General features: G+C 38.0%; 1 protein-coding gene and 1 pseudogene. One reads left to right on the top strand and one right to left on the bottom strand.

The window, feature by feature from the left end; translation table 11 throughout:
* On the bottom strand, positions 1-260 hold a 260-nt coding region (locus A3735_RS26085), incomplete at its 3' end, for an FAD-binding oxidoreductase (protein ID WP_156499933.1).
* 275 nt (positions 261-535) lie between these two features.
* Here A3735_RS26085 and A3735_RS26080 point away from each other — a divergent pair.
* Positions 536-731, top strand: a pseudogene (locus A3735_RS26080) (phosphoglycerate dehydrogenase); the annotation flags it as partial.

The raw sequence follows: 731 nt of genomic DNA, 5'->3' as shown, positions 1-731 counted from the left end.
TCACCATTGCTTGCCACAGCCCCCGCACTTAAACCGGTTCGTCCGCCAGAAGGTACTAGTGCAAACTCGTGCTCATTCGCTAGCTTAACAATTGCCTGAACTTCTTCAGTTGTTTTGGGGAATACAATCGCTAGAGGCTTAGGCGCATATATTTTCGTCCAATCCTTACCATGAGACTCTAGAGTCTCCGCATCAGTACGAACTTTCCCGTCTTCTACCACTGCTTTTAACGCATCAATTATCTGAGTTTCCGAAGCCATAAGCTTATCAATCCACCTAAATCTGTTAATAACTGTACTCTTACTTCCAAGGCTAGTTAGCTAAAAGGCAAGAAATAACAGCGCTTAATGTTAAATTTAATTCTAGCTATTGCAACTAAACAATTGATATAGCTAGAATTAAAAAGAGTTTTAATATTTTGAACGACTAAAAAGCGGAATATGTTATCATACGCGGCTTTTCCAGACACAAATTCTTGAAATAATCTGTTGTTAACAGTGTATTTTGATTCTTAGATAAAAGGTTTTTTGCGAATATGACTACGACGTCTTTAGATAAAGGTAAAATCAGGTTTTTGCTTTTAGAAGGTGTACATGAATCTGCTGTGGAAACACTTAAAAAGGCAGGTTATACCAACATTGAATATTTGAAAACTTCTTTGGCTCAAGATGAGTTGATCGAAAAGATCGCAGATGCTCACTTCGTCGGTATTCGTTCACGCACTCAATTGA

The organism is Oleiphilus sp. HI0061 (assembly GCF_001635675.1).
This window is presented reverse-complemented; position numbering and strand designations above follow the sequence as displayed.